At 38.1% G+C, this 23,929-nt stretch carries 25 protein-coding genes; 24 read left to right on the forward strand and 1 reads right to left on the reverse strand.

Annotated features, from left to right (window positions below):
• The first annotated feature begins 37 nt into the window (after window positions 1–37).
• From CD00_RS0101975 to CD00_RS0102060, 18 genes are all read left to right on the forward strand, one after another.
• Window positions 38–1,729 (forward strand): hypothetical protein, encoded by a 1,692-nt coding sequence (locus CD00_RS0101975; protein WP_026654373.1) that lies wholly within the window; start codon window positions 38–40, stop codon window positions 1,727–1,729.
• Between the two features lie 126 nt (window positions 1,730–1,855).
• Entirely contained in the window at window positions 1,856–2,662 is an 807-nt protein-coding gene (locus tag CD00_RS0101980; protein ID WP_026654374.1) for a hypothetical protein, read from the forward strand.
• Between the two features lie 18 nt (window positions 2,663–2,680).
• The gene (locus tag CD00_RS0101985) at window positions 2,681–2,956 is read left to right on the forward strand and encodes a DUF4176 domain-containing protein (protein ID WP_026654375.1); all 276 of its coding nucleotides are present in this window, start codon (window positions 2,681–2,683) and stop codon (window positions 2,954–2,956) included.
• Window positions 2,957–3,029: 73 nt separating this feature from the next.
• Entirely contained in the window at window positions 3,030–3,473 is a 444-nt protein-coding gene (locus CD00_RS0101990) for a hypothetical protein (protein ID WP_207640432.1), read from the forward strand.
• A gap of 25 nt (window positions 3,474–3,498) precedes the next feature.
• Window positions 3,499–3,810 carry a hypothetical protein gene (locus tag CD00_RS0101995; RefSeq protein ID WP_185750372.1) on the forward strand — a complete coding sequence of 104 codons (312 nt, stop codon included), beginning with the start codon at window positions 3,499–3,501 and terminating at the stop codon, window positions 3,808–3,810.
• Window positions 3,811–3,822: 12 nt separating this feature from the next.
• On the forward strand, window positions 3,823–4,098 hold the full coding sequence (locus CD00_RS0102000; protein ID WP_026654378.1) for a DUF4176 domain-containing protein: 276 nt from the start codon (window positions 3,823–3,825) through the stop codon (window positions 4,096–4,098).
• Between the two features lie 74 nt (window positions 4,099–4,172).
• Window positions 4,173–4,859, forward strand: a complete 687-nt coding sequence (locus CD00_RS0102005) for a hypothetical protein (RefSeq protein ID WP_207640433.1) — start codon at window positions 4,173–4,175, stop codon at window positions 4,857–4,859.
• A 106-nt stretch (window positions 4,860–4,965) separates the two neighbouring features.
• The gene (locus CD00_RS0102010; RefSeq protein ID WP_026654378.1) at window positions 4,966–5,241 is read left to right on the forward strand and encodes a DUF4176 domain-containing protein; all 276 of its coding nucleotides are present in this window, start codon (window positions 4,966–4,968) and stop codon (window positions 5,239–5,241) included.
• Between the two features lie 380 nt (window positions 5,242–5,621).
• Window positions 5,622–6,089 carry a hypothetical protein gene (locus tag CD00_RS0102020; RefSeq protein ID WP_026654382.1) on the forward strand — a complete coding sequence of 156 codons (468 nt, stop codon included), beginning with the start codon at window positions 5,622–5,624 and terminating at the stop codon, window positions 6,087–6,089.
• A gap of 24 nt (window positions 6,090–6,113) precedes the next feature.
• Window positions 6,114–6,389: a DUF4176 domain-containing protein gene (locus CD00_RS0102025; RefSeq protein ID WP_026654378.1), complete on the forward strand. Its 276-nt coding sequence runs from the start codon at window positions 6,114–6,116 to the stop codon at window positions 6,387–6,389.
• A 45-nt stretch (window positions 6,390–6,434) separates the two neighbouring features.
• Complete coding sequence (locus CD00_RS0102030; RefSeq protein WP_026654383.1) at window positions 6,435–6,869, forward strand: hypothetical protein; 435 nt, start codon at window positions 6,435–6,437, stop codon at window positions 6,867–6,869.
• 21 nt (window positions 6,870–6,890) lie between these two features.
• Window positions 6,891–7,694: a PP2C family protein-serine/threonine phosphatase gene (locus CD00_RS0102035; protein ID WP_026654384.1), complete on the forward strand. Its 804-nt coding sequence runs from the start codon at window positions 6,891–6,893 to the stop codon at window positions 7,692–7,694.
• Window positions 7,695–7,766: 72 nt separating this feature from the next.
• Window positions 7,767–9,449 (forward strand): FHA domain-containing protein, encoded by a 1,683-nt coding sequence (locus CD00_RS0102040; RefSeq protein ID WP_026654385.1) that lies wholly within the window; start codon window positions 7,767–7,769, stop codon window positions 9,447–9,449.
• 11 nt (window positions 9,450–9,460) lie between these two features.
• The gene (locus CD00_RS0102045; protein ID WP_026654386.1) at window positions 9,461–9,712 is read left to right on the forward strand and encodes an EsaB/YukD family protein; all 252 of its coding nucleotides are present in this window, start codon (window positions 9,461–9,463) and stop codon (window positions 9,710–9,712) included.
• 6 nt (window positions 9,713–9,718) lie between these two features.
• Window positions 9,719–12,652, forward strand: coding sequence for a type VII secretion protein EssC (essC, locus tag CD00_RS20500; RefSeq protein ID WP_051594045.1), 2,934 nt, complete (start codon window positions 9,719–9,721; stop codon window positions 12,650–12,652).
• Window positions 12,645–14,258 carry an FtsK/SpoIIIE domain-containing protein gene (locus CD00_RS20505; protein WP_242838904.1) on the forward strand — a complete coding sequence of 538 codons (1,614 nt, stop codon included), beginning with the start codon at window positions 12,645–12,647 and terminating at the stop codon, window positions 14,256–14,258. Before essC ends, CD00_RS20505 begins: the two co-directional genes overlap by 8 nt.
• Window positions 14,259–14,984: 726 nt before the next feature.
• Window positions 14,985–16,289 (forward strand): glycoside hydrolase family 3 N-terminal domain-containing protein, encoded by a 1,305-nt coding sequence (locus tag CD00_RS16850; protein ID WP_207640434.1) that lies wholly within the window; start codon window positions 14,985–14,987, stop codon window positions 16,287–16,289.
• Window positions 16,290–16,541: 252 nt separating this feature from the next.
• On the forward strand, window positions 16,542–17,492 hold the full coding sequence (locus tag CD00_RS0102060; RefSeq protein WP_026654387.1) for a hypothetical protein: 951 nt from the start codon (window positions 16,542–16,544) through the stop codon (window positions 17,490–17,492).
• Between the two features lie 231 nt (window positions 17,493–17,723).
• Here CD00_RS0102060 and CD00_RS0102065 read toward each other — a convergent pair whose 3' ends face one another.
• Window positions 17,724–18,077 carry a hypothetical protein gene (locus CD00_RS0102065; RefSeq protein WP_185750373.1) on the reverse strand — a complete coding sequence of 118 codons (354 nt, stop codon included), beginning with the start codon at window positions 18,075–18,077 and terminating at the stop codon, window positions 17,724–17,726.
• A gap of 195 nt (window positions 18,078–18,272) precedes the next feature.
• On the opposite strand from CD00_RS0102065, the gene CD00_RS0102070 reads away from it, so the two are divergent.
• From CD00_RS0102070 to CD00_RS0102095, 6 genes are all read left to right on the forward strand, one after another.
• Window positions 18,273–18,512, forward strand: a complete 240-nt coding sequence (locus tag CD00_RS0102070) for a hypothetical protein (RefSeq protein ID WP_026654390.1) — start codon at window positions 18,273–18,275, stop codon at window positions 18,510–18,512.
• Between the two features lie 384 nt (window positions 18,513–18,896).
• The gene (locus CD00_RS0102075; RefSeq protein ID WP_207640435.1) at window positions 18,897–19,400 is read left to right on the forward strand and encodes a hypothetical protein; all 504 of its coding nucleotides are present in this window, start codon (window positions 18,897–18,899) and stop codon (window positions 19,398–19,400) included.
• Window positions 19,401–19,402: 2 nt separating this feature from the next.
• Complete coding sequence (locus tag CD00_RS0102080; protein WP_034461916.1) at window positions 19,403–20,089, forward strand: polyphosphate polymerase domain-containing protein; 687 nt, start codon at window positions 19,403–19,405, stop codon at window positions 20,087–20,089.
• Window positions 20,090–20,125: 36 nt separating this feature from the next.
• The gene (locus CD00_RS0102085) at window positions 20,126–20,812 is read left to right on the forward strand and encodes a DUF4956 domain-containing protein (RefSeq protein WP_026654393.1); all 687 of its coding nucleotides are present in this window, start codon (window positions 20,126–20,128) and stop codon (window positions 20,810–20,812) included.
• Window positions 20,813–20,838: 26 nt separating this feature from the next.
• Window positions 20,839–22,479 carry a CotH kinase family protein gene (locus tag CD00_RS0102090; RefSeq protein WP_026654394.1) on the forward strand — a complete coding sequence of 547 codons (1,641 nt, stop codon included), beginning with the start codon at window positions 20,839–20,841 and terminating at the stop codon, window positions 22,477–22,479.
• A gap of 84 nt (window positions 22,480–22,563) precedes the next feature.
• Window positions 22,564–23,916 (forward strand): MBOAT family O-acyltransferase, encoded by a 1,353-nt coding sequence (locus tag CD00_RS0102095; protein WP_278246553.1) that lies wholly within the window; start codon window positions 22,564–22,566, stop codon window positions 23,914–23,916.
• Window positions 23,917–23,929: the final 13 nt, after the last annotated feature.

Here is a 23,929-nt window from a genome sequence, read left to right on the forward strand (position 1 = left end):
GCGCATAGTAAATAATAGTGGAACAGAGGAGTGAAAAATGGTAGAGAGCGATTTCTTGGATATGAATCAATTGAATATTCAGTGTGATGAATCAATAAGCGTGTTATCAGAGAGCAATGTAAGATTAAATGGTATAAGAGATGTATATAAAGCAGCCAATTCGGTTATATTTATGGGAAGGGCAGCTAGTAATTTTTTAAAACAGTGTGAAGCGATTGTAACACTTATTGGTGCAATAATAACAGCAAATGATTGCGATATTATGGATAATAAAACTCTTAAATCCTTCCTTACAGAAGGGCTTGTTTTGGACGGAAGAGTAATCCTGCCAAGTAAAAGGCGGGCAGCAGAAAACGAGCGTAGAGAGCGTGAAGCAGCTGATGAGTGTGAAAGTAGATCACATGGAGTTTCTCCGGAAGAAAAGCATTATTGGAGACATGAATATCGTTGCCATAAACAAGCAGCCGATAGCTATCGCAGAGAGAAGGAGTTTTGGGAATCTCGTGAAAGGCTGTTTGATGAGATAAACAATGCAACAGCAAACTTGTTTGAGAATAGTAAGTCGTACAGAGATGCTGCCAATAAAGGAATAGAGTATTTATCTACAAATTTTGTTAAGAAAACAGGCACTTTTGAGCTTAATGATTCATGGAAGGACGGAATTGAGAAATTATGCGACCCAGTTTCTATTAAAGATAAGTGCAAAGAAAAATGGAAAGATGAAAACGGCGCATATAATCTTGAGGCTTTGAAAGAAGTATTGAACACTCAAGCCACCGAAATAACTGCAACTGAAGCGGAGGCTTTTGCAGAGGTTCTTGAAGAACTGCATCCTGATGCTCAAAAGCAACTTGTTGGAAAAGTAGTTAATGGAAAGCTTGACATCAAAGGGCTTGTTCAGGGGACCATTGGATCAATCGGAACGATTGGAAAGACGTTTAATGATATAGTTAATATGGTCATTTCCGGCGATGATATGAAAGCCAGAACAAAAGCAGGCTATAAGTTTATGAAAGACTTTACAACTGGAGCTGCAAATTGGACTGGAACATTAGCATTTACTGCTGAACTTGAAAAGAATAAAGATGATATATTTTTCGATGCGAAAAAAACGCTTTATTCAAGCTTTGAGAAGGGAAGTTTTATAAAATCAATTTCACAAGAAGGTGATGATTTAGTAAATGTAAGTGCTGCTGAAGTAGCAAAAAGATCATTAAAGTCTGATTTTAACTCGTATTTTTTTAAAAGTGCTGAAAAAGCTCGCCAAAAAGCGGTTATTTCTGCAATACAAAATGATTTACCTGATGATGCAATGGAAGCGTTAGCAAATGAAGCGGAGGCAGCTGCAAAGGTAAAGAATTTCAAGACCGGAGTGAAATGGCTTGGAGTGGCAGCTGATCTTGCGTTTAGCGCTGTGGATAATGTTGCAGAACAGGAGCTTGCACGCCAGTCCGGCATAGAGATGTCAAACGAAAGAGTTGTTGCTGAGACAGTACTTGAAACAGCAACGTCTACACTTTTATCATCTGCAGCAACAGCAGCTTCTGGAGCGATTCTTACAGCAATAGTTGGAACATCAGCGCCTGTTATTGCAGTTGGAGCGCTTAGTGTAGGAGTAGTTTGGATAGTTAATGAAGGAAGTAAGATGTTAACAGGAAAAAATGTTGGAGAGAATGTTGCAGATATTTTGTGTGACTGTGCTGAAGCAGTTGCAGATTTTATATCCTAGGTATTAGAGAGCGAATATGAGGCTTATACTCATATAACTGTTTTGAAAGTAAAGAGTAACTTTTAATATATTTCGTATAATGAGCTTTTTGTAAAAAAATATATTAAGGAAAGATAGAGGGCTAATATGTTTATAGTAACTGCATCAATGATAATAGCATGGGAATTAATAGTGATTATGTTTGCGTATATATACCACATTATTCCATTAAAAAACTACTCGGAAAATATACCAAAAATTATGTTGCTTCTATCAGCATGTTCAGTTATAGCCGGATTATTTGCTTTATTTTATGTGAAAACAAATTATAGTTCAGGTATTTTTGATGCAAGTAAATGGGATGAGTCTAGCGTTACAATTATTTTGGGGATTCCGTTTTTATGTTTTGTTGTAACGTTGTTTGGGAATTTTTATAGAAAGAGCCATGCATTACCTAAAGAAGAAACAATCTTTTTAAAAGCAGATGAATATCAAATAGTGAAAGATTTCGATTTGATGATGGGTGATTATATGTATATGCCAAATGTGAAATCTTATTGCGAGTTCAGCGGTGGAAAGATTTTATTTTCGATAAGCGTACCTGAGCATGAAGTTGATTGTGCATTTGCATGCAGAATGGTTAAAGACGGAATATATGAATGTTTGTCATATGAAATTGTAAATAAAGATATACGAGCTAGGGCTGCACAAATAATGAATGTTGTTTTCTTCATACTAATTGCTGTGAATTTAGCTTTGGTAATGATTTGGATATCTCAGGCACCAGAACTTAACATTGATCTTATTGGGAGGTTAACTTCTTCCTTGAGTATAAGCTTATTCGGAATTGCTGGATTAAAGTTGTATAAAGGCGCAAAAGGCATAATGGCAAAGTTTATGCTTGGATTTTCAATCATATTGATTATTGCAGGAATAGCTAACTTTTTTAAATAATTACGAGAGGGATTTAAAATGGACGTTAAAGTAAAAGATCTACTGCCAATCGGCAGTGTAATATGGCTCAGGGATTCAAAGCATCCGCTTATGATTTTTGGAGTTAAGCAGCAGAACCTTGAGACTAAGCAGGAATATGATTACATAGGAGTTCTTTATCCGGAAGGAAATCTCGGAGGAGAATCACAGTTTATGTTCATGCATAAGGATATTGAAAGAGTGTTGTTCCGCGGATTTGAAGACGAGAGTAGGACAGAATTTATTGAGAAGCTGTCTGAGTTCTACGGAGAATAATATTTGGAACAAAGGGCATTGATAAAAAAGTAATTTCAATGTGGTGACGGATATGCTTATAGTAACGATATTAATGATAATAGCATGGTGGCTAATAGTGGCTTTTTTTGCTTTTGCAACAAGAATCATTCCGTTGAAAAATTATTCGGAGAATATTTCTAAATTGCAAATTGTTTTATCGTCATGCTCAGTTATATTAGGTGTGTTTGCATATTTTTATATAAAAACAAATTATAGTTCGGGAATTTTTGGCGAGAGTAAATGGGATGAAGAAGGCGTGGCACTTATGCTGTTTTTATTTTGTTTGTGTCTCGTTGCATCATTATTGCGTTTTTTCTTTGAAGGAAAAGTTAAAAACAATAAGATAGAAACGTTTGAGTTAAAGGCTGGAGAGTACAGAATAGTGAAAGAGTTTGATCTAACATTGGGCGATTATATTTATATGCCAAACGTGAAATCCTATTGTGAGTTTAGTGGTGGGAAAATTGTTTTTTACGGGAAATATGCCGAATCGTGAGGCGGATGGTGAATTTACGTGTAGAATGATAAAAGACGGGATATATGAATGTCTTTCATATGAGATGTCATCTGATGCAAATAGAAAAATTGATTTTTCACGAATTTTTAAGATCTCTTTTTGCGTTTTGGTTGCAATAGACCTAGCACTTGCAATGATTTGGATATCTCAGCTATATTTAGATGTTATTTCAAAATGGGTACAGGGATTAAGTGTTTCCCTTTTTGGCGCAGCGCTATTTAATTTGTATAAAGGCGCAAAAGGCATATTGGCAAAGGCTATGTTGGGATTTTCAATTTTATTGATTATTGTAGGAATTAGTAGTTTTTTTAAGTGATCAGGGGGAAAAATGGACGTTAAAGTAAAAGAATTGCTTCCAATCGGAAGTGTAATATGGCTCAGGGATTCAAAGCATCCGCTTATGATTTTTGGAGTGAAGCAGCAGAACCTTGAGACTAAGCAGGAATATGATTACATAGGAGTTCTTTATCCGGAAGGAAATCTCGGAGGAGAATCACAGTTTATGTTCATGCATAAGGATATTGAAAGAGTGTTGTTCCGCGGATTTGAAGACGAGAGCAGAACGGAGTTTATTAAGAAACTGTCTGAGTTTTACGGAGAATAATATTTGGAACAAAGGGCATTGAATAAAAAAGTAATTTCAATGTGGTGACGGATATGCTTATAGTAACGATATTAATGATAATAGCATGGGAGCTAATGGTGATTATGTTTGCGTATATATATCGCGTTATTCCATTAAAAAACCAATCGGAAAACGCACCTAAAATAACATTGCTTTTATCATCATGTTCAGTTATAGCCGGATTAGTTGCTTTATTTTATTTGAAAACACATTATAGTTCGGGTATTTTTAATGCAAGTAAGTGGGATGAGTCTGGCATTAAAATTGTTATGATTATTCCGTTTTTATTTTTTGCAGTAGCGTTGTTTGGAAATATTTATAGAAAAAGCCATGTATTACCTAAAGAAGAGACTTTCTTTTTAAGAGCTGAAGAATACAAAATAGTGAAAGATTTCGACTTGATGATGGGCGATTATGTGTATATGCCAAATGTAAAATCTTATTGCGAGTTTAGTGGTGGAAAAATTATGTTTTCAGCAAATGTACCTGTGCATGAAGCTGATTGTGCATTTACATGCAGAAAGGTAAAAGACGGGATATATGAATGTCTTTCATATGAGATTTCATCTGATGCAAATAGAAAAATTGATTTTTCACGTATTTTTAAGATTGTTTTTTTGTGTTTTGGTTGCAATAGACTTGGCGCTTGTAATGCTTTGGATATCTCAGTTATATTTAGATGTTATTTCAAAATGGGTAAAGGGATTAAGTGTTTCCCTTTTTGGTGTAGCGTCATTTAATTTGTATAAAGGCGCAAAAGGCATATTGGCAAAGCTTATGTTTGGATTTTCAATTATGGTGATTATTTTAGGAATTGCTATTCTTTTTAAATAATTAGGGGTTAAAATGGACGTTAAAGTAAAAGAATTACTGCCGATCGGTAGTGTAATATGGCTCAGGGATTCAAAGCATCCGCTTATGATTTTTGGAGTGAAGCAGCAGAACCTTGAGACTAAGCAGGAATATGATTATATAGGAGTTCTTTATCCGGAAGGAAATCTCGGAGGAGAATCACAGTTTATGTTCATGCATAAGGACATCGAAAGAGTGCTGTTCCGTGGGTTTGAAGATGAGAGCAGAACGGAGTTTATTAAGAAACTTTCTGAGTTCTACGGAGAGTAATATTTGGAACAAAGGGCATTGATAAAAAAGTAATGTCAATGTGGTAACGGATATGCTTATAGTAACGATATTAATGATAATAGCATGGTGGATTATAATATTGTTATACGCTTTTGCAATGCAGGTTATTCCATTAAAGAATTATTTTAAAAATATAGCTAAATTACAAATTATTTTGTCATCTAGTTCAATTATACTTGGACTCTTTACTCTTTTTTACATAAGAACCAACTATGATTCGGGTGTTTTTTATTGGGACCGGTTGGAATGAAAAATGGGTAAAACTTATGCTGCTGTTTTTCTTTGTGAGTCTTTTTTTATCATTAGTTCGTTTATATTCTGAAAAAAAAATTAGTAGGAATAAAATAGAGACTTTTTTATTGAGAGCGGAAGAATATAAAATAGTAAAGAAATTTGATTTTGTAATGGGAGACTATTTTTATTCGCCAAATGTAAAGGCTTACTGTGAGTTTGACAGAGGTGTGATGGCTTTTACCGGAAGTATGCCGAATAAAGAAATAGACTGTAAGTTTAACTGTAGAATGGTAAAGGATGGGATATATGAATGCGTTTCGTTTGAGCCGTTAATAGATGCAGATAAAACAATAAACTTTTCAAAAGTGAAAAAGATTATTTTTTTGGTTCTTGCTGCAATATATTTTGCATTATTGATGATTGATATTTCGAAAAAGTTTGCATATGTTTCGAAATTGGTAGAAAGCTTAACTTGGATTCTTTTTGGATCTGCGTTATTTGGCATAGTTAAAGGCACTGAGGGGCTCATGGCAAAGATAATGCTTGTTTTCTCTGTCATAGTAATTATATTTGGATTTAGTTGTCTTTTTTAAATTATTATATGGAGAGTGGAAAAAATGGACGTTAAAGTAAAAGAATTGCTTCCAATCGGAAGTGTAATATGGCTCAGGGATTCAAAGCATCCGCTTATGATTTTTGGAGTGAAGCAGCAGAACCTTGAGACTAAGCAGGAATATGATTACATAGGAGTTCTTTATCCGGAAGGAAATCTCGGTGGAGAATCACAGTTTATGTTCATGCATAAGGACATTGAAAGGGTGTTGTTCCGTGGATTTGAAGATGAGAGCAGAACGGAGTTTATTAAGAAGCTGTCTGAGTTCTACGGAGAATAATGCCTGATACAAAGGGGATTGGCAGTATAATATGGTGAGGTTACTATGAACGAGAAGATAAAAATAAAGTATTCAGTTAGGGAAAGTGCATTAGTAGCAGTTGTAGCTATAGCAGTATTAGTTGCAAGCGCTGTTTTTGATATTCATATAGGATCTACGAGAACATTTGCCAAGATGCTGTTTATTACTGCAGTTGTCAACTTCTTTAATGCAATAAGACTATGTTTTACCAGAATTGAGGTTGATGAATCGGGTATTCTTTATAAGGCATTTACGAAGAAAGCATTTATTAATTGGAGTGAGACTGATAGAATCTATATCAATTCGGACGGAAGCAACCCAAATGCTCCGATTATCATTCAGATAGGTGATTCTAAGATCACAGTTTCAAATAAGTGTAAGAATTACAGCGAATTAAGATCTTTTTTGATAGAAAGAAATATGCTTAAGTACCTCGGTGGGGTTGCTGTTGAGCAGTAGTAACAAGATGAGGGGAATGAATTGAAGTATTCGGTTGATGTAAATTCAGATATTGGAAACAGGAAGAAAGTTAATCAGGATGCTCTGCTGGTGAAGCATGCCCGGACCGAAAAAATGGGAAAGGTATGCTTTGCGTGTTTATGTGACGGAATGGGTGGCTTGTCTCAGGGAGAAGTTGCAAGCGCAGCATTCATAAACAGAATGGGACAGTGGTTTCAAAACGAATTTCCGTCTATACTGTCAAGAGAGGCTGAGGTGTCAATTAATGCAGAGACAGAAGAACTTGCAGCCTATAGAAATAGCAAAAATTACATTTACGGGCTTATTCAGAACGAGTGGGAAATGATTTCACGTCAGATGAATGAGGGACTTAAACAGTACGGAAGAGAAAGGGGCTTTCAACTTGGAACAACCGCTGCAGCAATAATTTTTCTCGGTGATGAATTTTTTGCTATGAGCGTTGGTGATTCCAGAATATATAAGATCAATAGGAAGGGAATCATACAGATATCGCATGATCACAGCTATGTACAGCAACAGATAGACATGGGAAGGATGACACCGCAGGAGGCAGCAGTAAGCTCGCAGAAAAATATTCTATTGCAATGTATCGGCGCATCTGATAATGTATATCCGGAATTTTATAAAGGGCCACTTGAGAAGAGGACAAGCTTTCTTCTTTGTTCTGACGGGCTTTGGAGGCTTCTTTTAAACGATGAGATCAAGGAATATGTCTCAAAAAAGGACGGAATTAAGAAAATGACAGAATTAGTTAAGGCTAGAGGCGAATCTGATAATATTTCAGGAATCGTAATAGGTATATAGACAATGTTAAAGATTATAACGTTGATAGACAGAAAATATAAAATACTCAGTAAAATTGGGAGGACACCTATTATGTCGATGAATAAGAGAATACTTAAGGGAGCTGTTACTTCTTTGATGATAATGACTATGGTTGCACAGTCAAATACGTTTGTAATGGCAAAAGAGAATGATGAAGCAGTGGAGGAAGCTTCTTTAGCTGAGATTCCTTCAGATTCGGCTTTAACCGATGCCACTTTTGAAGACGGAGCAGCTACAGGTATTTCAGTGACTGATGATGCAACGGCCGAGGATTCGGAAGATGACAATCCCATAGATGATCTTTCACAGCAGGAGGGAATGGAAAGAGCCGTAAACGGCGTTGTTCAGATTAACTATGTATATGTAAGCGATGACAATGCACATCACATTGTTAAGGGAGGCCCCGGAATCCTTATAGGTGATGCGGAGAAGGGCGAGTATGTTATAACAAGTCTTACCCAGATGACCATGACTGATGCGGAAAAAGACAAAATACTTGCTACATTCAAAGTTTCTAAGGATGACATGGAAAGAGAAAGGTCTAAGTTTTCATATGATGTTGTAATTGAAAATGATGTGACTGAGCCCGTTACTTTGGTAAACAGCAGCGGAAATCTTGATATGGCTGTATTCAAACTCTCGCAGACCTTATATAACAGAACACCTATGTTTTTCCTTTATTCCGAACAAAACGATAAGGAAGCATACAACGATGGCACTGTAGATCTTACAAACGCATTCGTTCTTGGTTTCCCTGACGAGATAGTATTTCAGAAAAACGAAGCATATTACTCAAATGAGAGAGTAAATAAAACAAACGGTCAGGTAGTTAATATAGTTAAAGACAATAATGATGTTCAGCTTATTGAGCATACTGTTCAGATAGGACGTAACAGTGTCGGTGGACCTCTTGTAAGTAAAGAAGGTTATCTAGTCGGCATGAATACCCTTAGAAGCGAGGGGAATTATTGCTATTCCGTAAGTTCTAATTCAATCGTTAAAGTGCTCAGCGGAATGGGAATAAAGTTTGACAGTATAAGTATTGAAAAACTGAAGGCAGATGCGGAAGCAAAAGAAAAAGAAAATGACAATAATAATTCTGCTTCAACAGTAGCGGTAACGAGCGTAGACCCGGAAGAAGATATTGCTCCGGCGCTTCCCGGCTGGATAATCCCTGTGATAATTGTTTTGGGTGTAGTAATAGTTGCACTTATAGCTGTAGTTGTAATCTACATTATAAAGAATTCTAAGAATAAGAAGGAGAGCCGGAACGGGGATATTTCGATTGCGGGAGCCAATCCGCAGGTTGTGGTTCAGGCTACAACACCTCAGCAGGATCTCTTTGGAAATACTTCCGGAGATACGACTGTTTTGGGAGCAGGTGGCGGATTTGACAATTCAATGACCGGCATGAATATGGCTACGCCTTCACAGAGACTTGATGGCGGACATCTTGAGAGAAAGAAGAACGGAGAGAGCATTGCGATTTCGAAGGCAAACTTCAGCATCGGTAAGGATGATCTTCACTGCGATTTCTGCATAAGGGACAACAATACGATCAGCCGCCAGCATGCGATCATATCGATTTCTGCCGGAAGAGTTTATATTGAAGACAATCATTCCAAGAACGGAACATTCTTAAATGATATTAAGCTTATTTCAGGCCAGAGGCAGGAACTTAGAGACGGTGACTGTTTGAAGCTTTCTAATGAAGAATTTATTTATAAGAGATAAAAGGGCAGATTATGGAAAATAAATTAATTATTAGATTTAAGAATGTAAAGCAGCGACAGGAGTTTGATATCGAAGTACCGGATGATATTACTGCAAATGAGCTTATATACGGGTTGAAAAACAGTTTTAAGCTGAACATTGATATGGATGATCAGGCTAAGTGTTATATGAGAGCGGAGAATCCGATAGCACTTATTAAAGGGGAGGTAGTCCTGTCAGATTTGGGCCTGCGAGACGGCTCAGTGGTCATTTTTGAGGGATAAAAGTACATGAACTATAAAATTACGATATTCAACAGCAGAATCTATAAGGAAATTGTTGTTGAAGATAAATTTACAGGTCTGACAATTGGAACGGGGCGTAACTGTCAGGTGCAGCTTTTGTCAGATGATTTTGGACGGGATTTTATTATTTCAGTCAGAAACAATGAGGGGAAACTTGAGATAACATCAGATGGTACAGTTGCTTTCGGACAGGCAATGTCGGATGTCGGATATCTTGAGATTGGTAATGTTCTTTACACATTTGATGCAAATGGCGGCAAAGAACTTCTTAACATTGAATTTGATGCTGATTTTGGAGTTGTTCAGGACAACTATAATTTCGTAATTAATTTAAGGGAACAGTCGATGATCACAATCGGCGGTGCACCTGATTGTATCATACGTTTTTTTGACAGAGAGATTAAGGACGGCAAGGTAACGCTCACAAGGACCGGAGACGGTTTTATAGTAGACGGAAGCGGTCTTTTATATGGTGTAACCATAAACGGCGTTCTTCAAAAAGGCTTGAATATTCCTGTTAAAAATAAGGATTTTATTGGAATATACGGTCATATCTTTTATCTATGTGATGACCTTCTTTATACATCTGATTCGCTTGGAATCGATACGAGACTTCAGGCGCAGATGATTGAATCAAACAATATTCATTTCCACTATCCACAATATACGCGTAGTGTGCGTCAGCACTACAAGATTCCGGATAAGGCAATTGAGGTTTTACCTCCGAAGTCTAAGCCGAATCCTGATAAAAAGAGCATCTGGCTTGTTCTGCTTCCTACCATATTGATGCTCAGTGTTATGGTCGGGGTGCGTGCTCTTGTGATGAAGAGTAATATGTCCTACGTACTTATGTTTGCTGCGATGGGACTTGTAACAGGCGTAACTGCGGTTATCAATTATTTTTATGAAAAGAAAAAGAATGCCAAGAACGCAGAAGACAGAATCAAATACTACAAGGATTATATAGCGAGAAAAGAGAAGGATATTCAGAAGGAGCGTGCGGATGAAAAGACGATCATGCTCAAGATGAATCGTTCTGTTGACGATACCATGAATTCAATCAGGCAGTTCGACGGAAATCTTTTTTCACACAGCAGGGAAGAAGAGGACTTTCTTGATGTCTGGATCGGAACGGGTTCTGTTGCATCGAGACAGCAGGTTGAGTTCAAGAAGCAGGAATACATCGATATTGACGATGATATGATGGATATTCCCGAAAAAGTGCATGACAAGTATGAATATATTGACGGCATGCCTGTTGTGCTTCATCTGCGCGAAGCTAACGCGGTTGGTTTTGTCGCTGAGAGAACAAAACTTTACCAGCTCATGAAAAACATGATGGTTACTATAGCTGGCGAGTATTTCTTTAAGGAAGTAAAGATGTTCCTTATCATAGGCGAGCACGATGTACCTGATTTTTCCTGGGCAAGATGGTTTAAAAATATGTCCTCGAATAACGGTGGCATGAGATACTTCATGTATGATGATGACAGTGCTAAGCGTGCGCTCGAATTTTTGTACAATGAATTGTCGGCAAGAGAGCAGTTAAGTGATGAGGTTATAGGGCAACTTCCCTTTTATGTCATTTTTGTATACCGTTCGGAAAAAATCCGTAAGCATCCCGTAATGGATTATGTCGAGAATGCGTCTAAGCTTGGATTTGTTTTCCTTTTCTGGGAAGAGCAGACAGAGCTTCTTGATATGAACTGTTCGCAGATTGTATTCCTTGAAAGCGGAGAGCACAAAGGATATATTCAGGATGTTGAAGACGGTAAGAAGATTCAGGCGTTTGAATATCCGCACACAAACAGGGCGGATGTGCAGAATCTTGCGCTTAGACTTTCATGCGTGTATATCGATGAGATGAGTCTTGAGGAGACACTTACCAAGCATATTTCGCTGTACAAGCTGCTGGGAATAATGAACGCATATGACCTTGATCTTGAGGAGAGATGGAACAGCTCGCAGATTTATAAGAGCATGGCTGCGCCGCTTGGTGTTCGTAGTGACGGTGAAACGGTTTATCTTGATATTCACGAGAAATATCACGGTCCGCACGGACTTGTCGCAGGTACTACAGGCTCGGGTAAATCAGAAATTATACAGACATATATTTTGTCAATGGCTACATTATTTCATCCGTATGAGGTTGGATTTATCATCATCGACTTTAAGGGTGGTGGTATGGCTAACCAGTTTAAAGAACTTCCTCACCTTAACGGAGCAATCACAAATATCGACGGAAAGCAGATCGATAGGTCGCTTCGTTCAATTAAGGCTGAACTTTTAAGGAGACAGACCTTGTTTGCTGAGATGAATGTAAACAAAATTGATGATTATATCAGTCTCTTTAAGAAGGGGACGGCTAAAGTGCCGCTTCCTCATCTGATTCTTATTGTTGATGAGTTTGCGGAACTTAAGAGCGAGCAGCCTGAATTTATGAAAGAGTTGATAAGTGCAGCCAGAATCGGCCGAAGCCTCGGTGTGCACCTTATTCTTGCAACGCAGAAGCCGGCAGGTGTCGTAAACGATCAGATCTGGTCAAACTCAAAGTTCAAGCTTTGTCTTAAGGTTCAGGACAAGCAGGATAGTAACGAGGTAATTAAGTCACCTCTTGCTGCTGAGATCAGAGAGCCGGGTAGAGCATATCTGCAGGTCGGAAATAACGAGATATTCGAGCTGTTCCAGTCGGCATACAGCGGAGATCCTGCTGTTGTAAGTAGTACGGAGAACAGACGTAAATTTGAAATAAGCAGCGTTGACCTTTCGGGAAGGAGAGCTGTTTTATACAGTCAGAAGGGTGAGAAGTCAAAAGGTGAGCAAAACCAGCTTGAGGCAATAGTTGCCAGAGTTAAGAATTATTGCGAGGAAAAAAAATATCGCAAAACTTCAGGATATTTGCCTGCCGCCTTTGGCTGAAGTTATTAACTTCCCGTCTGAGATCGGCTTTCATCAGAATAAAGATACCGATATAATTTGCGAAATCGGTATCTTTGATGATCCCGATAATCAGTATCAGGGAGTTCACTCCGTTAATCTTACAAAAGAGAATCTTATGATTATCGGTTCTACTCAGGTTGGAAAGACTAATCTTTTGCAGACTCTTATAAGAAACGTTACAACGAAGTATACTTCGGATGAAGTAAACATCTTTATCATAGACTTTGCTTCAATGGTACTTAGAAACTTCGAAGGCTTAAAGCATGTAGGAGGTGTCGTAACATCTTCAGAGGATGAGAAGCTTAAAAATCTTCTTAAACTCCTGTATGCAGAGCTTGATGCAAGAAAAGAGAAACTCCTTTCTGTCGGTGTAAGTTCTTTTTCAGCATACAGAGAAGCCGGAAAGACGGATTTGCCGCAGATTATACTGATGGTAGATAATCTTACCGCTTTACGTGAGATGTATTTTAATGACAATGATGAACTTCTGGGGCTTTGTCGTGAAGGCCTTGCCGTAGGTATAAGCGTTGTTATTGCAAATACGCAGACTCAGGGCATGGGATATAAGTATCTCAGTAACTTCTCATGTAGAATAGCGATGTTCTGTAATGATACTAATGAATACAGTTCGTTGTTTGAACATTGCAGGGAGCGTATCGAGGACATCAAGGGAAGATGTCTTATCGAAGTCAACAAGAAATACATGGATTGCCAGACTTATCTTGCATTTGAAGGTGAGAAGGAAATCGACAGAGTTATGGCAATAAGGGCTTATATCGAAGAGATAAACGGCAGAGATAATAACGCAGCCAAGAAGATTCCTGTAATTCCTTCGCTTCTTACTGCAAAAGAGGTTGTGCGTGATTATGCGAAAACTGTGCGCAGAACATTTGATATTATCATCGGTCTTGATTATGCTACGGTTGATCCGTTTATCATTAATCTTGCAAATATCGGTGTTCTTGGTATCAGTGGTAAGGAAGGAAGAGGCAGACACAGCTTTATCAAATATGTTGTCCGTATGCTGAACGTCATGTACCGCGACAGGTCTGAGGTTCATATCTTTGACGGAATTGATAAGCGCCTTGCGTGCCTTGAAAATCTGCCGAACGTTTCGCATTACAGCTTAAGTTCTGAAGTTGCAGTAGAAACATTTAAAGAAGCAGAAGAGGAACTTAAGAGAAGGTATGATGAGCTTGCGGCCGGAAATGAAGACATCATTGCAAAAAGCAAGCTGATTCTTATCATAATTAATCAGACTTCCATTGTTGAAGAGCTTCAATCAAATCCTACTGTAATGGCAGCTTACAGAAACATGATAGGTAAATATAAAAATATGCGTGTCGGTATCATAATCGGAGGCATAGAAAACGAGGCAATTCCTTACAGCGCACCTGATATGCTCAAGAGGGTTAAAGAAACACGCCATATGCTTTTCTTTGACGATCTTGCGAACTCAAAGGCTTTAGAGATTACTATGGTGCAGGGTAAGCCGTTCAGGAAGAAGACAGAACTCGGCGACGGCTTCTACTTAAAAGACAATTCTATTGTCAGACTCAAAATCCCGTTCTGGGAAGAACAGTAGAGTTTTTGGCCATATTGTCAAAAAACAAAATAAAATATCGTAAATTATTTTATGGAAAAATTGTCCGCATTTTAAATGTGTGACAATTTTTTCTTTTATAATCAGCTTTGTTACTGGGACTTTTTTGTCCGGAAATGAATATGCATAATTGTTTGTAATGTACATACAATTTAGAATATACACAGAATATTTTACAATTATAAATAAAATATCAAAATAAATAAAGAAAAAATATAAAATGTCTTGACAAATTAAAGGCTTATAAATATAATAAAGGCAGATAAAGAAAAGGGAATTAATATAAAGAATACTTCTCCTGAGAGTTCTTTAGATGGAAAGAGCAGGGAGAAAGAATAGGAGGTACGGTCCAAAGGGATAGGTAATTAAAATATTCAGGGAAAGGATGGTACAGACCACCAAAATATTTTGAACTAAGTAATTAGGTATTGTTTAGGATTTATTTTAAGTTCAGCTCTTCCGGTACATGATTAGTGGTTATGACAATATCAATATCTTGCAACCACAGCATCTGAATGCGAAAATGAATGGAAAGATTGTAGCTGGGAAATTGGAGGACGGTCCATTGGACATGGAGAATTTTAGTTCAGAAGGGTACTCGGTATAGGGCAGAAGCATGTAAAAGATGAAGCTTCTGCCCTTTGATTATGCATATTTATGTGTTAAAATAATGGGGAAGAATAAATGAATAATGGGGATATGAGTGAAATGGATGAGCAAGTTTTAGATCAAAGAAGACTTGAGAGGAGACAGAGAAGAAGGCGAAACCAGAGGATTGCTTATTTAATTTTGGCAGGAGTAATGGCAGTTACAACTGCCCTGGTTTTCATAACGGTATATTCCCTAAATAGAGTATTTAAGTTTGTTAAACCAAACGGAGGAGGAGATCTTGTTGCGGCTGCCGAAATGAGCTCGGAGGGAGTGGTTATCGAAAGCCCTGAGGCATTTGGAGGAGACACGGCGCAGACGCAGGAGATGTCGTATGACGATCTTCTTGATGACAGTATTGATACGATTATCGAGGGGATGAGTTTGGAAGATAGGGTTGCGGGACTCTTTATCGTTACTCCCGAACAGCTAACGGGAGTGTCTACAGCCGTCAAGGCAGGGAGCGGAACACAGGAAGCTCTTATGAATTATGCCGTTGGCGGAATGGCTTATTTTTCAAAAAATATCAAAAATGAAGAGCAGATAACAGAAATGCTGGATACAACTTCTTCTATGAGTAAGTATCCTGTGTTTACTTTGGTTGCTGAAGACGGAAGTAAGAACGGAGCAATCTCTTCAAATCTCGGAATTGATGGCGTAACAGATGTTACTGATTCCGATTCTGCACGCGATAATGCGAAAGCAATCGGAAGTGCCATGTATAAGTATGGATTTAACTTTAATATTTCTCCTGTGCTTGATTCATCAAGCAGCGATAAAGAAGAAAAGGACTTTAATAAGGTTAAGGATATCGCAGTATCTTTTTCATCGGGGCTTAAAGACGCAGGAATGACTTCATGCCTTAACGCGTTCCCTGCTAAGGCTGATACGTCACGTGGAAAAACTGAAGTGGAGAAGAGTGTGAGCGATCTTGAATCTTCTGAGTATAAGGTATTTGAGGAAGCTGTAAAGAACGATTCTGTAAATGCGATCATGGTTACGGGAGCATCTTATCCTAACGTAGACGGAGATGATACACCTGCATGCCTTTCTGAGAAGATGGTTACAGACCAGCTTCGTAATCACCTTGGATTTGACGGTATCATACTAACGGATGCACTTAATACATCTGCGATAACAAAGTTCTATTCTGCAGATGAAGCGGCAGTTGCGGCAATTAAAGCAGGTGCCGATATGATTTATCTTCCCGAAGATTTTAAAAAGGCATATGAAGGCGTTAAGAAGGCTGTCGAGGCCGGAACTATATCTGAAGACAGGATCAACGAGTCACTTAGAAGGATCTATAAGGTCAAGTATGCGGGCCGAGTTGATATGATCATGGATAAAAAAGATGATGCCCAGTAATGTGGACCAATCAAAGGCTGTAGCACTAAATATAGTGTTACGGTCTTTTTTTATTTGATACGAGGAAATTCCTATCAAATAAAAAAACGCTCCGCTATGGATGCAATCAAAAATTTTATAAAAAGGCTATTAAATATCGTGAATATATCTTTCTATTTTCGTCAGAGTGAAGTACAATGAGGTTGCAAAACAGGATGAAATCTTTGCACGGTTATTTGAGGTGATGTACCGGTGCAAAGTGAAGGAGGTACTATGGCAGATTTAAGTATTAATAGTCAGATATCTAATTCGCAGAATTCATCCGTAAATACACGTGGTATTGAACTCCAGAAAACGGCAGATGCAAAGAGCATTGATACTCAGAATAGGAATCCCGATGAGAAGGCGCAAGGTATAGCGAAAGAAGCGCTTGCTAAGGCTGAAGAGGTTAAAACATCGGAGTATGGACCTATAATAGCGAAATCCGGTGATGGTGATACAGTTCGTGTAAAGAATGATAAGTCAGACCTTAAAGCGGATGACAAAGAAAATTCCGCAGCCATTTACGATGCAAATAAGGCAGTAAATGACAGGCGGGAAAAAGAAGTTGTTCCTAACATCGATCTTCCTGAGAAAAAACAGGATAAGGAAACAACGCGTGCTGAGGAGCTTAAACAAAAAGCTGAGGAAGCGCTTAAACCGGAGCGGGAAGAAGCGATAATTCCTAAGCCTGAGGTAAAAGCAGAGGAAGCTCCCAAACAGGAGCAGAAGAGAAGCAAGATAGACCTTTCCGATAAAGGTGAGAGGGAAAAACTTGCAAAGGAAGCTGCCGAAAATGCCAAGAGGCAGACTATTGAAGAGACCAATCCCGGCCTTGTTGACAGAAAGAATCAGGAAAAGATTGCACAGGCGGGCTCAAGTGCCTATGCCGGCTACACAGATGCTCAGCTTCAGCAGATGTACTTAAGAGGAGATGTATCCCAGATTGAGTATAATTCCGAGATTGAAGCGAGAGACGCGGCAAGGGAAGCAAGGCTTGAAAGTGCCAAAGAAAACACTCGTGAAATAATTGAAGATGAGGCGGAAAGCAGGGAAATTGAGCGTACCGCAGAGGCGATAAATACGATTCAGACAGGAGAAGTTTTGGAAGGTGAAGGAACGGTTCCTATTGAAGTGCGTCTTCAGGCTATACAGAATGCTGATAACATGGTAGCATCCGGCTAAACAAGGCAAGATTATGCATACATAAAAGAAACAGCTCGGACTGAAAATAATCCGGGCTGTTTCTTTTTTTATTACTTTTCAATTAAGTTTTTTTTATCATTTCATATATGCTTTCTCTCTTTAGATAAATGAGGTTGGCAGAGATCATTGCGAGGGTTGTTATGATAAATAATATGTTCTGCCAACGCATTTTATACATTGTGCAAAAAAAATTCTCTGTACATAACGGATTTAATCGTGTACCCGAAAAAATTCAAAAGCAAATGGTGCAGTGACCAGTGTTTCGAGATTTTTTGCATTTTTCGTAACTGCTTTGAAGGCAATTAAGCATAGAGCTGCGACTAAAAGGTGCAGTAGAATCTCAACTATATCAAAAACAGCCCATTTGGTCATTGCTGCATTGCCGGGCTTTACGCTGAAATCGAAAGGAAGTGATAAAAATATATTTGAGATTGCATTGATTATATTGTAAGCACCAACACAGAAGAGTGTTCCGTATACGATCACTATTTTAAGAATGTCGAGAGATTCCGGATCAATGTCTGTATTGGATGTTAGTTCATTTAGATAGTTCTTGTTTTCCATAATCTCCATAGTTCTGTCCTAAATATATATGTAATACGCAGTGCGTAGAAATGTGTTTGGGTTATATCCCATCTTGGGATTATCGTATCAGCAGAAGGAGGTAACCTGATCGGGATAATCTCAAGATGGGTGGTTAAAAGTATATATACAGAGTCGTTTGATCACCCCTAGAGTGAGACGTCTGTTTAGTAAGTTATGGCAATGTCAGTGCCGGTAGATAGGATAGCTGAAATACCAATGTTCCCCGTTTTTGCGTCAGTAATGATGCCACATGATGAAGAAAGAGAGGACCCTGTAGATGCGGCATCTGAAAGTGATGATAAATCATCGCCAACAGAGAATGAAGAACCCGTATCTAGTGAAGGGGTGGCATCCGAAGGGGACGCGGTATTCTCTATATTTGTGCCTGACTCGGATGATTCTTCCGACGACTGACATGCCATAAGCGAAAAAGCTAATGTTGCTGCAACCAAAATTGCAAAAAATTTTTTATTCATATATTTAAACCTCCGAAATAATCGTGTACTAGTAATGTTAGTACAGTTATAACATAATTGATTATGGGTGTCAACAAAGTAATTAAATTTTTTTTTTTAATTATTATTGGTTCCGCATATATCCTGAAAGGAAGGGTGTGATGTAAAGGCTGACTTAATAAGAAATTATAAAAAAATTAATTTTTTTCAAAAAAAGTCTACCAAAACGGATAAAAATGATGTATACTTGTGAACGTTGTGTGGTAAGAATGTGTTTAAATTGTGAAAACGGTGGTATTTGTTAATGTTTACGAAAGAAAAACTGATTTTTGAATTACCAAAAGTGGACTATGATCTTTATTTTACTAAAGATTCGATCCTCTTCCTGGCAATCATCGTATCGATACTGTTTTCGATATGTATGTGTCTTTGGGGACACCGTTGTTTTAAGGTGATTGCTTCTATTCTTATTGCGACCGGACTTATGGCCGGAGGAATGATCGTATTGGAACCGCTTGTTCCAAGTCCGACACTTAAAATGTTCTTGCTTGTTTTTTTCGTCTTTATCGTAATGAGCATTTTCTTGGGCTTGTTATCTCTTATTGAAAAGAAGAGACGCGAAAAGGGCGAGGACAAAACAGGAATGAAGCGGATTATCCGCGCGATTGCACCAATTGTAGGAGCAGGAGTTATGTTTGGCGTTATATACACGGGTGTATACAGCGACATAATCGTGGATGCTTGCATCGCTGCAGTATTTGCAGTATTGGGCTACATTATCCAGATGTGCTCAAAGGGCGAGGATATTCAGTTCCGCACCTATGATGATATATATTACGGGAGGTGAATATGCTTGATGTAAGTAGAAAAGAACTAAAGTATATCATTGGAACAGATGAGATATACATTTATAAGAGCAAGCTTGAGAAGATCATGGACGCCGATCCGCATAATAGGGACGGCGGTGGTTATACAATAAGATCACTTTACTTTGACACATTCCATGATAACGATTATATGGAGAAGCTGGACGGACTCGATAAGAGACAGAAGATCAGAATGAGGATCTACGACGGCCAGACCAATATAATTAAGCTTGAGCTTAAAGCTAAAGAGGGCGATTTCCAGAGAAAAAGATCGCTTAGTCTAAGTCTCGAAGAGGCGGAGAGTATGATAGATGGGGACTATACTTTCTTATTGGAGAGACCTGAGCATTTAGCTCACGGACTTTATACTTTTATGAATACGAAGGGATATGTTCCTAAGTGTATCGTTGAATATGACAGAATGGCTTTTATGAACGAATTCAATGATATAAGAATAACGTTCGATATGAATCTTAGAGCGTTGGAAGATCCTTCACAGTTCTTCAAAGATGACATTGAGTCATACAGAGTTGCCGATCCTTCGGAAACAACAATGGAAGTTAAATACAATGGGTTCCTATTCTCATATATTAAGCAAACACTTGATATTGTAGACAAGCCCAGAGTATCAAACAGTAAATATGGTCGTTCAAGATCATTTGCAAAATAAAAGGAAAAACGAGAAAGAGAAAGAGAGAGTAAAAAAATGAAAGAGTATCTTTACACAGGACTATTGGACAAAGCAGGAAGTTTATCAATTCAGAATGTAATTCTTAACTTTGTAGCAGCATGTATTTTGAGTCTTATGATATACATCTCATACAGAGTATCTCATTCAGGAGCAGTTTACAGTCGTAAATTCAATGTATCCCTTGTTATGCTTGCACTTGTAACAACACTTGTTATGAATGTAATCGGCAATAACATTGCTTTGTCACTTGGTATGGTTGGTGCGTTATCAATCGTTCGTTTCAGAACAGCCATCAAGGATCCCAGAGACACAGCTTATATTTTCTGGGCAATAGCAATTGGTATTACTTGTGGTGTATCAGACTATATCATGGCAGGAATCGGAACATTCATCATTTTCGTATTCCTTGTACTTTTTGGTGTTGTAAGAGACAACGAGAGAATTATGATCGTTATGAAGGCAGAGGCTGACAAGGTAGACGATCTTGACAAGGAAATTGCATCTTTCTTTGCCGGAAAAGCTGTCATGAAGCTTCAGAATGTCAACAAAGATAAGAATGTAGCAGAGCTTATCTATGAAATTTCAGAGACAATCCTTAAGAAGCGTGAGAAGGCTAACGGTTCATTTGTTCCTAATTTCTCTGCAAAAGTAGGAATCAAGTCAGTTAGTCTTGTAAGACAGGACGAAGAGATTAACCAGTAATTATAAAGAGTGAATGGGGCTACTAAATGCGTAAGAAAATTCATTTTAGTGAAAGAAAGGTTCTTATTGCCCTTTTTCTTCTTGTAATTGTGGTTATGGGAGTTTTGAGCATTTTTAGTTCGGATGAAAGCTTGAAGGAAAGAAATTCCGGAACATATGCAGAGCTTACTCCCGATTCATCAACTGAAGATCCGCTTCTTTATGTTAACAACGAATATAAAGTAAAAGCTGGTTTCCATACAAACCTTCCGATAGTCGTAATTTCAGTTGATAAAGAAATGCCTCAGTATAAGAAATACAGAGATGGCCAGGAGATCCTTTCGGGTGATGATCCCTATGTAACGGGAAACATCAAGGTAATTGACGGCGGAACAGGAGACAATAATCTCTCAACCCCCGTTTCATTTAACAGTCAGATACGTATCAAGATGAAGGGACATTCTTCAATCGGATACGATAAAAAACAGTATAAGATAAAGACCGTTTTGGCAGGCGGAGAAGAGAATAATTCAGATATCCTTGGAATGGGTAAGGGATCTGAGTGGGTTCTCAACGGAAGTATGGCTGATAAGAGCATGATAAGAAACTATCTTGCTTACAGGATTGCATCTGAGATTGATGGCAACAGCATGGCTCCCGACAGCAGATTCTGTGAAGTCCTTATGGAAAAGAACGGTGTTTATACGTATCAGGGCGTATATCTTTTTATGGAGACAATCTCAAGAGGAGATGAAAGAGTTAAACTTGACAAGTATAAGCCCAAAAACGTGTATTCAAGCTATATCGTAAGAAGAGACAGAAAAACATCTTCGGATGTAATGCTTGATACATATGGCAGACTTTCAGGAAAAGTTGAAGGCACTAATAAGCAATTTGATAACTGGATCGGTCTTAAGTATCCGTCTCAGTCTAAGCTTACTGATGCGACCAAAGAGTACATTGAAAAAGATTTTTCAAAAATGGAAAAAGTCATATATTCGGATGATTATTCAATATTCAGAACATACGATCAATATATTGATACACAGTCATTTGCGGATTATTTCCTGATAAATGAGTTTTTTGGAAACTATGACGCCGGTAAACATTCAACATACATGTATAAGAACTCGGGTGAAAAGCTTAAGATCGGACCTGTATGGGACTATGACCAGGCGATGAATAATAACCCTACTGTTGAGATGGATCTTGAAGATCTTGCGTTCCATACACGAGATATTTATACACAGATATGTAATGATAAGAAGTTCATGAAGCAGTTGAAGAGTCGATTTGCATATCTTCGCCAGTATCACCTTTCTGAGGAACACTTATTTGATGTTATAGATGAGACAACCGCGTACCTCAAGTCTGCACAGGTGAGAGAGTGGTACAGATGGGCCGATGATTATCTAGATCCTACAGATGATAATTCAGGTAATTATCATCTTGCATCATATGAAAAAGACGGTGTGACATTATCGAGATTTACGGATGACTATATGGATGAGATATATGTCATCAAGAATTTCATACAGAAGCACGGCAAGGTAATACAGGTTGACCTCGGATATATTCTTGATAGTGCCGAATATGACACATCGGTTGAGGGTATTAGAGAACTCTTGCTTATTGCAGCTTTGTTGTTACTTATAATTCCGTCATATCTGATTCAGAGAAAGGGGTAAAGAATGTTATTTTCCAGCATACCATTTTTGGTATATTTCTTCCCAATTGTGTTTCTGGGATATTATTTGCTCTCTTTTTCTAGGATGGCACAGAATATATGGCTATTATTAGCCAGTCTTTTGTTCTATGCATGGGGAGAGCCTGTTTACGTATTTCTTATGATCGGATCCATACTGTTCAACAGTATAATTGCGATCATTATTGAGAAAGTTGAAGATAGCAAGGTTAAGAAGGGATTGCTCATCACTTCGATAGTTGGAAATATTGCGGTGCTCTTTTTCTTCAAATACCTTGGATTTGTATTTGGAATAATTAACAGTGGTTTCAAGGGACTGTTGCCTGATTTGAAGATTGCACTTCCTATCGGAATCTCATTTTTCACATTCCAGGCATTGTCATATGTCGTTGACGTGTACAGGGGTGTGACAAAGGCAGAGAATCCTTTTTATGTAGGACTTTATATTGCATTTTTTCCTCAGCTCATTGCTGGACCTATTGTACAGTACAATACTATTGCAGAGCAGATCAGAGACAGAAAGAGCAGTATAGATAAGATTGCGCTTGGACTTTCACGTTTTGCAGTCGGAGTAGGAAAGAAAATCATAATTGCCAACAGTTTCGGTACGATCGCAGACAATGTATTTAACTGGTCCCGTATCGGTACCGATAAGCTTCCTGTTCCTGCTACACTTGCTTGGCTTGGATCAATCGCATACTCATTGCAGCTCTATTACGACTTCTCTGCATATTCAGATATGGCGATAGGACTTGGACTTTGCTTTGGATTTAAGTTTAAAGAGAACTTCAATTATCCATATATTGCCGGATCTGTTTCAGAGTTCTGGAAGCGCTGGCATATCTCTTTGACTGACTGGTTCAGAGAGTATGTATATATTCCTCTCGGAGGAAACAGAGTTGCAAACAGAGATACTATGGTAAGAAACCTTGCAATTGTATGGCTCCTTACAGGTATCTGGCACGGTGCGAACTGGACATTTATTATTTGGGGAATGTTCTTCTTTGTATTACAGCTTCTTGAGAGACTTTTGGATTTTGACAACCGTGTTCATAACACATTTTTAAAGCATGCATATACTTTGCTTATAGTTAATTTCCAGTGGGTAATCTTCAGAGCTGATGATATTTATCAGGCAGGACGTTTTTACCTTAATATGTTCGGAGCCAATAACAATGGTATATTGAGTGCAACAGCGTTTATGATGTTTAAGGAGTATTTGCCGGTATTCATTTTAGGAATTATTTTCTCAATACCGGTTATACCTATGATGAACAAGTGGTTCCATGAACATGAGGGTTCAGTTTGGCACAAGGTATACTCGATAGCATATCCGGTTCTTATGCTTGGGATGATTATAATTTGCGTGAGTTATCTTGTTATCGGAAACTACAATCCGTTTATTTACTTTAACTTTTAAGGGAAGGCGCCGT

The organism is Butyrivibrio sp. AE3003 (assembly GCF_000686065.1).
In the GTDB taxonomy this organism is placed as follows: Bacteria; Bacillota; Clostridia; order Lachnospirales; family Lachnospiraceae; genus Butyrivibrio; species Butyrivibrio hungatei_A.